Source organism: Cronbergia sp. UHCC 0137 (assembly GCF_034932285.1).
Lineage (GTDB): Bacteria > Cyanobacteriota > Cyanobacteriia > Cyanobacteriales > Nostocaceae > Cronbergia.
The window spans coordinates 1-7,292 of sequence record NZ_JAYGHC010000014.1; the positions used below are offsets into that span (position 1 = coordinate 1).

Sequence of the window (7,292 nt, forward strand, 5' to 3'; positions counted from 1 at the left end):
TTGGAGAGTTGATTCCCACGGAACATGAAGTAGCTAACCAGGAACGACAACGGGCTAATCAGGAACAACAACGGGCTGAACAGGAACAACAACGGGCTAATCAGGAACAACAGCGGGCTAATCAGGAACAACAACGGGCTAACCAGGCACAACAACTGGCTGAACAAGAGAAGCAAAACAAAGAACGTTTGGCGGCAAAACTCAGAGAATTAGGTATAGATCCAGATTCAGTCTAGGAATAAGTTACAATAAAAAAAATAGATTAATTTGTGAATATGACAGTTGCAGAAGAATTACCAAATCGAGATCATATGTTTCCTAGTGGGGCTTTATATAGTGATGAACCCCCATTTGAGAGCGATTTACATAGATTACAAATGACGTTGTTAATTGAATGTTTGGAATTATGGTGGCAAGATAGAAATGATTTTTATGTGACTGGAAATTTAAAAGTTTTCTATAGTCGAACTCAACCTACATCAGAACAATTCCGCAACCCAGATTTTTTGGTGGTGTTAGATACTGAACGTAAGCCCCGCAGAAGTTGGGCTGTATGGAAAGAGTTTGGAAAATACCCAAATGTCATTATAGAACTGTTATCTAATTTTACTGCTCATATAGATAAAGGATTAAAAAAAGAAATATACCAAAATACATTTAGAGTTATTGAGTATTTTTGGTTTGATCCTTGTACCTTGGAAATAGCAGGATTTTCATTGGTGGGAGGGGTATATAAAGATATGAAACCTAATGATCGGGGATGGTTTTGGAGTAAGCAATTGGAGTTATTTTTAGGAATAGATGCAGGGAAATTGCGTTATTTTACTTCTGATGGGCAATTAGTTCCTACACAGGCAGAAATGTTATCACAGCAGAAAGAACAGTGCGATCGCTTGGCGGGAAAACTCAGAGAATTAGGTGTAGATCCAGATGCAATTTAGACTTAGAACATTTGTATGTCGGAACTGTTAGCTAATACTGGAACGATCGCTGCTATTGCAACGGCTGTTGTTCCTCAACAAGGAAGTGTAGGAATAGTCAGGGTTTCGGGGTTTGAAGCCATAGCGATCGCTAAAACTCTATTTTCTGCACCTGGTCGTCAAGAGTGGGAAAGTCACCGCATCCTCTACGGTTATATCCGTCACCCCCAAACCAAAAAACTCGTAGATGAAGCGTTATTGTTAATCATGAAAGCACCCCGTTCTTTTACCCGTGAAGATGTGGTGGAATTCCATTGTCACGGGGGAATTATGGCGGTACAGGAGGTATTGCAACTATGCTTAGAAAATGGCGCGAGATTAGCCCAACCGGGTGAATTTACCCTGCGGGCGTTTTTAAATGGACGTTTAGATTTGACTCAAGCTGAAAGTGTAGCAGATTTGGTGGGAGCGCGATCGCCCCAAGCAGCACAAACCGCTTTAGCTGGATTACAAGGTAAATTAGCCCATCCTATTCGTCAATTACGCGCTGAATGTTTGGATATTTTGGCAGAAATTGAAGCCAGAATTGACTTCGAGGAAGATTTACCACCTTTGGATGAGTCGAAAATTATTTTAGAAATTGCGAAAATTACCGACCAAGTTAGTAAATTATTAGCAACAAAAGATCAAGGTGAATTACTCCGCACAGGATTAAAAGTGGCGATTGTGGGTCGTCCGAATGTGGGAAAATCAAGTTTATTGAATGCGTGGAGTCAGAGCGATCGCGCCATTGTCACAGATTTACCCGGTACAACCCGTGATGTGGTAGAATCTCAGTTAGTTGTGGGTGGAATCCCCGTACAAGTGCTAGATACCGCAGGGATTCGGGAAACAGTAGATCAGGTAGAAAAAATTGGCGTAGAGCGATCGCGCCGTGCTGCTAATGCTGCTGATTTGGTGTTACTAACCATTGATGCCGCCTCTGGTTGGACTGATGCAGATCAAGAAATTTATGAACAAATCCAACATCGTCCAGTAATTTTGGTGATCAATAAAATCGACTTAATTACAGCCGAAATCAGAGAAAAGTTGCAATCCAAAATCCAAAATCCAAAATCCAAAATTGTCACATCTGCCGCCAAGAATCAAGGAATTGAAGCTTTAGAAACAGCGATTTTAGAAATAGTACAAGAGGGAAAAGTACAAGCTGCTGATCTTGATTTAGCAATTAATCAAAGACAAGCCGCAGCATTAACTAGGGCGAAAATTTCTTTAGAACAATTGCAAGTAACTATAACTGAACAATTACCTCTAGATTTTTGGACAATTGATTTAAGAGGTGCAATTTATGAACTTGGACAAATTACTGGTGAAGAAGTAACAGAATCAGTTTTAGAGAGAATTTTTAGTAGGTTTTGTATTGGTAAGTAACTATACCCAGATACCCGACTTTGATAAAACCTATACGCCAAGAAACTTTCAACTCTGTTCCCTGTTCCCTGTTCCCTGTTCCCTGCTATAATTGTGTTATACTAAGTTTATTCACATATTGATACAGTATTAATTCCTGCCTAAGCAAACCCTGGAATAGAGAATACTATTTGCGGAACACCGCTTCAGTACCGTTTAAATGTATTTACTAAGATATATTTACATATCTCTCTATTTTAGCTAACAATTTATTTAAACAGTATTTTCAGAAAATTATTGCTTTAAGTAGTTTGCCTTTGTTGTGAACTGGATTTTTTTGGTCAATCAGAGTCAACTAAAAACACACAAAAAATTTGATGAAAGCACTATTGATTTACCCTCAGTTTCCCCAGTCTTTTTGGTCTTACGATCGCTTTATGGAAATAGCTGGACTCAAAGCCGTCTTGCCTCCACTGGGAATTATTACAGTAGCAGCACTACTACCCAAAGACTGGGAAATTAGATTTTACGATCGCAATGTCAACTTAGAAACAGAAGCAGATTGGGATTGGTGTGACTTAGTTATCCTTTCTGCAATGCTGGTACAGAAACCAGATTTCCATGCCTTAATTGAAAAAGCGGTGCGTTTAGGTAAAAAAGTAGCAGTCGGTGGACCCTACCCCACCTCAATCCCCCAAGATGCCCTTAACTCTGGAGCGCATTATCTGGTTTTGGATGAAGGAGAGTTAACAATTCCCCAGTTTTTAGAAGCACTCAAAGACGGCAAAGAAAAAGGTATATTTCGCTCCATTGAAAAACCTGATGTCTCCCAAAGCCCCATGCCACGTTTTGACCTGCTACAACGGGATGCTTACTTGATGATGGCTATGCAGTTTTCTCGCGGTTGCCCTTTTAATTGCGAATTTTGCGATATTATTACACTATACGGTCGTAAACCACGCACCAAAGAACCTCAGCAAGCCATAGCGGAATTACAAGCTCTGTATGATTTAGGCTGGAGAGGGTCTTTATTCATCGTTGATGATAACTTTATTGGTAATCAGCGTAACGTCAAACGCTTTTTAAAAGAATTGATTCCTTGGGTGAAGCAGCACAATTATCCATTCACCTTTATTACTGAAGCTTCTGTGAATTTAGCAGAAGACGATGAAATGTTACAACTAATGAATGAAGCCGGCTTTTATGCTGTTTTTCTCGGCATTGAAACCCCTGATCAAGATAGCTTACAACTCACACAAAAAGTACAAAATACTCGTAATCCTTTAATCGAAGCTTGTCGGAAAATCAATGATGCAGGTATGCTAATCTATGCCGGCTTTATCCTTGGTTTTGACGGAGAACGTCCTGGTGCAGGAGAACGGATTCAAGCCTTTGTGGAACAAACGAATATTCCTCAACCTATGCTGGGTATTCTCCAAGCTTTGCCGAATACTGCTTTATGGAATCGTCTACAAAAAGAGCAGCGTTTGGTAGAAGGTATTGGTGGTGTTGAAGTGGGAGATCAGAATACCTTAATGAATTTCATCCCCAGTAGGTCTATAGATGAAATTGCTAGAGAGTATGTAGAAGGCTTCTGGAGGTTATATGAACCCAGTAACTATCTCAGACGCAGTTTTCAACAATGTCTTAATATTAACTCGCCCTCTGAGCGAAAACAAACGATGCAATTTTCTCCAGGTAAGGGGTTGCGGATTGTTGCTCAGGTAATTTGGCTTCAGGGCTTACGGAGGCCTGAAATTCGCTGGCAGTTTTGGCGACAATTGTGGACAATTTTGTATAAAAAACCTCAAGTTCTGAATATGTATTTAGGTTTATGTGCTGCGGGAGAGCATTTTTGGGAGTACCGCGATTTAGCCAGGGAACGAATTACTGAACAATTAGGCTATGACCCATTAAATGTAAATATTCTAAAAAAACAACTTCAAACGATGGATGTTTGAAAAGTTTTGGGCGATTAGAAAGTTTTGGGCGATTAGAAATCACTACTACACAAGCAAAGTCCACCTGCGTGGACTCATGAAAAATTAAAGGTTTGAAACCTGCGAAGGCAGGTTTTGTCTGTATAGCCGCGACTTCCAGTCGCCAAAGCTACTTAATTAACCCCTGTTCCCCGTTAAAAACCAATAATCATTCCTAAAAGTAATAAAAACCCAATCCAGACATTTTGGCGAAACATTTGTCCATAAGCGTGGTTGGGTATTTTAGGATTTTTTAAGTTTAGATATTGCCAAAACCAGCCGATGCTAGAAATAATTAAAGTGATCCAAAAGGCGGCATTTAGTTGAATGGAAATACCCAAGGCAGCTAGTAAAATAGTAGTAGCAGCAAAGAAAATGCCGATCGCTGTGGGGGTGTGTTGACCAAAAAACAGGGCGCTGGAATTTACACCAATGCGTCGATCATCCTCGCGATCGCTCATGGCATAAATTGTATCAAACCCCAAAGTCCATAGCACAGTTGCGCCCCAAAGTAACCAAGTTGGTAGAGAAATATTTTGCGTAACTGCACTCCAGCTAATTAAAACAGCAAAACCCCAAGCGATGGAAAGTACAAGTTGGGGGATGGGGAATACTCGCTTTGCCCCTGGATAAAGTAAAATGACGGGTACGGCTGCGACAGATAACCAGAAACTCAAGGGGTTAAGATAGAAGGCAAGAACTGCTGCACAGGTGAGGGCAATTATCCCCACAACTATACCAACTTTAATAGAAAGGGCGCGAGAAGCAAGAGGGCGATCGCGTGTTCTCTCGACTTGAGGATCTATATCTCTATCCCACAAATCATTAACTACACACCCAGCAGCACTTGTGGCTAACGTACCTAATATAATCACCCCAACTAGGGGTAAAGGTGGTTTACCAGCAGCCGCCAAAAACAAAGCCCACAAAGCGGGAATCATCAAAATTAACCTGCCTTCGGGTTTATGCCACCGTAACAGCCGGACAATCACAAGCCATAACGGTTCTTGGTTGCTTTTTGGTTTATATAGCATATTGGATGGTTTCGCACATCTTCACATTTATACAATATCGTTATTTGATTAAGAGTTGGGAGTTTTGGCTAATAATTCCTTGATGGTACAAGTCCCCACATTGATCTTTAGACATCTCCAGTAGAGACGTTCCATGGAACGTCTCTACAAGGTTTCTACCAAACACATATTTAATTTTCACGCTCTTGTCTTATGGAATCAATCCAAAATCGTTGTCGCAGACAAGCTAAAGTCCAAAAACCAAAATCCAAAAAGGAATACTTGAATGCAGAATTTAATTTCAGCTAACTGGGATCAGACACCGACTCAACCGATTAAACAAAACCAGATAATCGCAGCGATTGATATCGGTACTAATTCCCTACACATGGTGATAGTCAAGATTGAACCGACATTACCATCTTTTACTATTATTGCCAGAGAAAAAGAAACGGTGCGATTGGGCGATCGCCATTTAGAAACAGGGGAACTGAAACTAGAGGTAATTGAAAAGGCGATCGCTTGTTTGGGACGCTTTCGACAACTTGCCCAAACCCTAGATGCAGAAAGCATTGTGGCGGTTGCAACTAGCGCCGTTAGGGAATCTCCTAATGGCAGAGATTTTTTGCATAGGGTGGAAACGGAGGTAGGTTTAAGCGTTGACTTAATTTCTGGTCAAGAAGAAGCACGACGCATTTATCTGGGTGTGTTGTCGGGGATGGAATTTCAAAACCAGCCTCATATTATTATTGATATTGGTGGTGGTTCGACAGAATTAATTTTAGGTGATAGTGAAGAACCCCGCAGTTTAACAAGTACCAAAGTTGGTGCGGTGCGACTGACTGGGGAACTTATTAGTTCTGACCCGATTAGTGAGATTGAGTTTGAATATCTCCAAGCTTACGCACGGGGAATGTTGGAACGGTCTGTAGAAGAAGTGTTAGCCAACTCTCCTGTTGGTGTATCTCCCCGGTTGCTGGGAACTTCTGGAACGATTGAAACTTTAGCATCTATCCACGCGAAAGCTACTTTGGGGAGTGTTCCATCTACTCTCAACGGCTACCAATTCAGTCTTGCTGATTTGCAAGAGTTGGTAGAACGGATGCGGAAGATGACCATTGTGGAACGGACAGCGATCGCCGGAATGCCAGAAAAAAGGGCTGAGGTGATACTGGCTGGGGCAGTGATTTTACAGGAAGCGATGAGCCTGTTGGGTGTGGATACAGTGACAGTTTGTGAGCGATCGCTCCGGGAAGGTGTGATTGTAGACTGGATGTTGACACATGGATATATTGAGGATAGACTGCGATATCAAAGTTCCATTCGCCAGCGTCATGTGCTGAAAATTGCTAATAAATATCAGATTAACTTAGAACATAGCGATCGGGTTGCGGCCTTTGCCCTCAGCATATTTGACCAAACCCAAGGTACATTACACAATTGGAATGAAAGCCACAAACAATTACTCTGGGCTGCTGCCATTTTACACAATTGCGGTCACTACATCAGCCATTCTTCCCATCACAAGCACTCCTATTACTTAATCAGAAATGGTGACTTACTCGGCTACAACGAAACCGAAATCGAAATCATTGCCAATTTAGCCCGTTATCACCGCAAATCTCCACCTAAAAAGAAACACGAAAATTTACGCAATTTATTACACAAAGAACATCGGTTAATGATCAGCCAACTCAGCGCCATTTTAAGATTAGCCGTAGCTTTAGATAGAAGGCAAATTGGGGCTATTTCTAGGGTAAAATGTGAATATTTACCTGATTTACAGGAATTTAAAATTTCTATTTTTCCCACCCATATCGGTGATGATTGCGCCTTAGAACTGTGGAGTTTAGATTACAAAAAAGGCATATTTGAACAAGAATTTGCTGTTAAGGTAGTGGCGAATTTAGTCAACAACTAGACCTTACCATAAATGAAATACATCATATCATAGCCCCCTCCTCGCTTGC

General features: G+C 41.1%; 5 protein-coding genes and 1 pseudogene. 5 read left to right on the forward strand and 1 reads right to left on the reverse strand.

Annotation, left to right across the window (positions count from 1 at the left end):
* The 4 genes and pseudogenes from VB711_RS08805 to VB711_RS08820 form a co-directional block, all read left to right on the forward strand.
* A pseudogene (locus tag VB711_RS08805) lies at nucleotides 1-236 on the forward strand (Uma2 family endonuclease); the annotation flags it as partial.
* A gap of 39 nt (nucleotides 237-275) precedes the next feature.
* The gene (locus tag VB711_RS08810; protein ID WP_323285504.1) at nucleotides 276-941 is read left to right on the forward strand and encodes a Uma2 family endonuclease; all 666 of its coding nucleotides are present in this window, start codon (nucleotides 276-278) and stop codon (nucleotides 939-941) included.
* Between the two features lie 15 nt (nucleotides 942-956).
* Complete coding sequence (gene mnmE, locus VB711_RS08815) at nucleotides 957-2,351, forward strand: tRNA uridine-5-carboxymethylaminomethyl(34) synthesis GTPase MnmE (RefSeq protein ID WP_323285505.1); 1,395 nt, start codon at nucleotides 957-959, stop codon at nucleotides 2,349-2,351.
* Between the two features lie 356 nt (nucleotides 2,352-2,707).
* Complete coding sequence (locus VB711_RS08820) at nucleotides 2,708-4,291, forward strand: B12-binding domain-containing radical SAM protein (RefSeq protein WP_323285506.1); 1,584 nt, start codon at nucleotides 2,708-2,710, stop codon at nucleotides 4,289-4,291.
* Nucleotides 4,292-4,464: 173 nt separating this feature from the next.
* Here the strand turns inward: VB711_RS08820 and VB711_RS08825 are convergent, their stop codons facing one another.
* The gene (locus VB711_RS08825; protein WP_323285507.1) at nucleotides 4,465-5,343 is read right to left on the reverse strand and encodes a 4-hydroxybenzoate solanesyltransferase; all 879 of its coding nucleotides are present in this window, start codon (nucleotides 5,341-5,343) and stop codon (nucleotides 4,465-4,467) included.
* 265 nt (nucleotides 5,344-5,608) lie between these two features.
* Here VB711_RS08825 and VB711_RS08830 point away from each other — a divergent pair, with 265 nt between their 5' ends.
* Nucleotides 5,609-7,243, forward strand: coding sequence for a Ppx/GppA phosphatase family protein (locus VB711_RS08830; RefSeq protein ID WP_323285508.1), 1,635 nt, complete (start codon nucleotides 5,609-5,611; stop codon nucleotides 7,241-7,243).
* Nucleotides 7,244-7,292 lie beyond the last annotated feature (49 nt).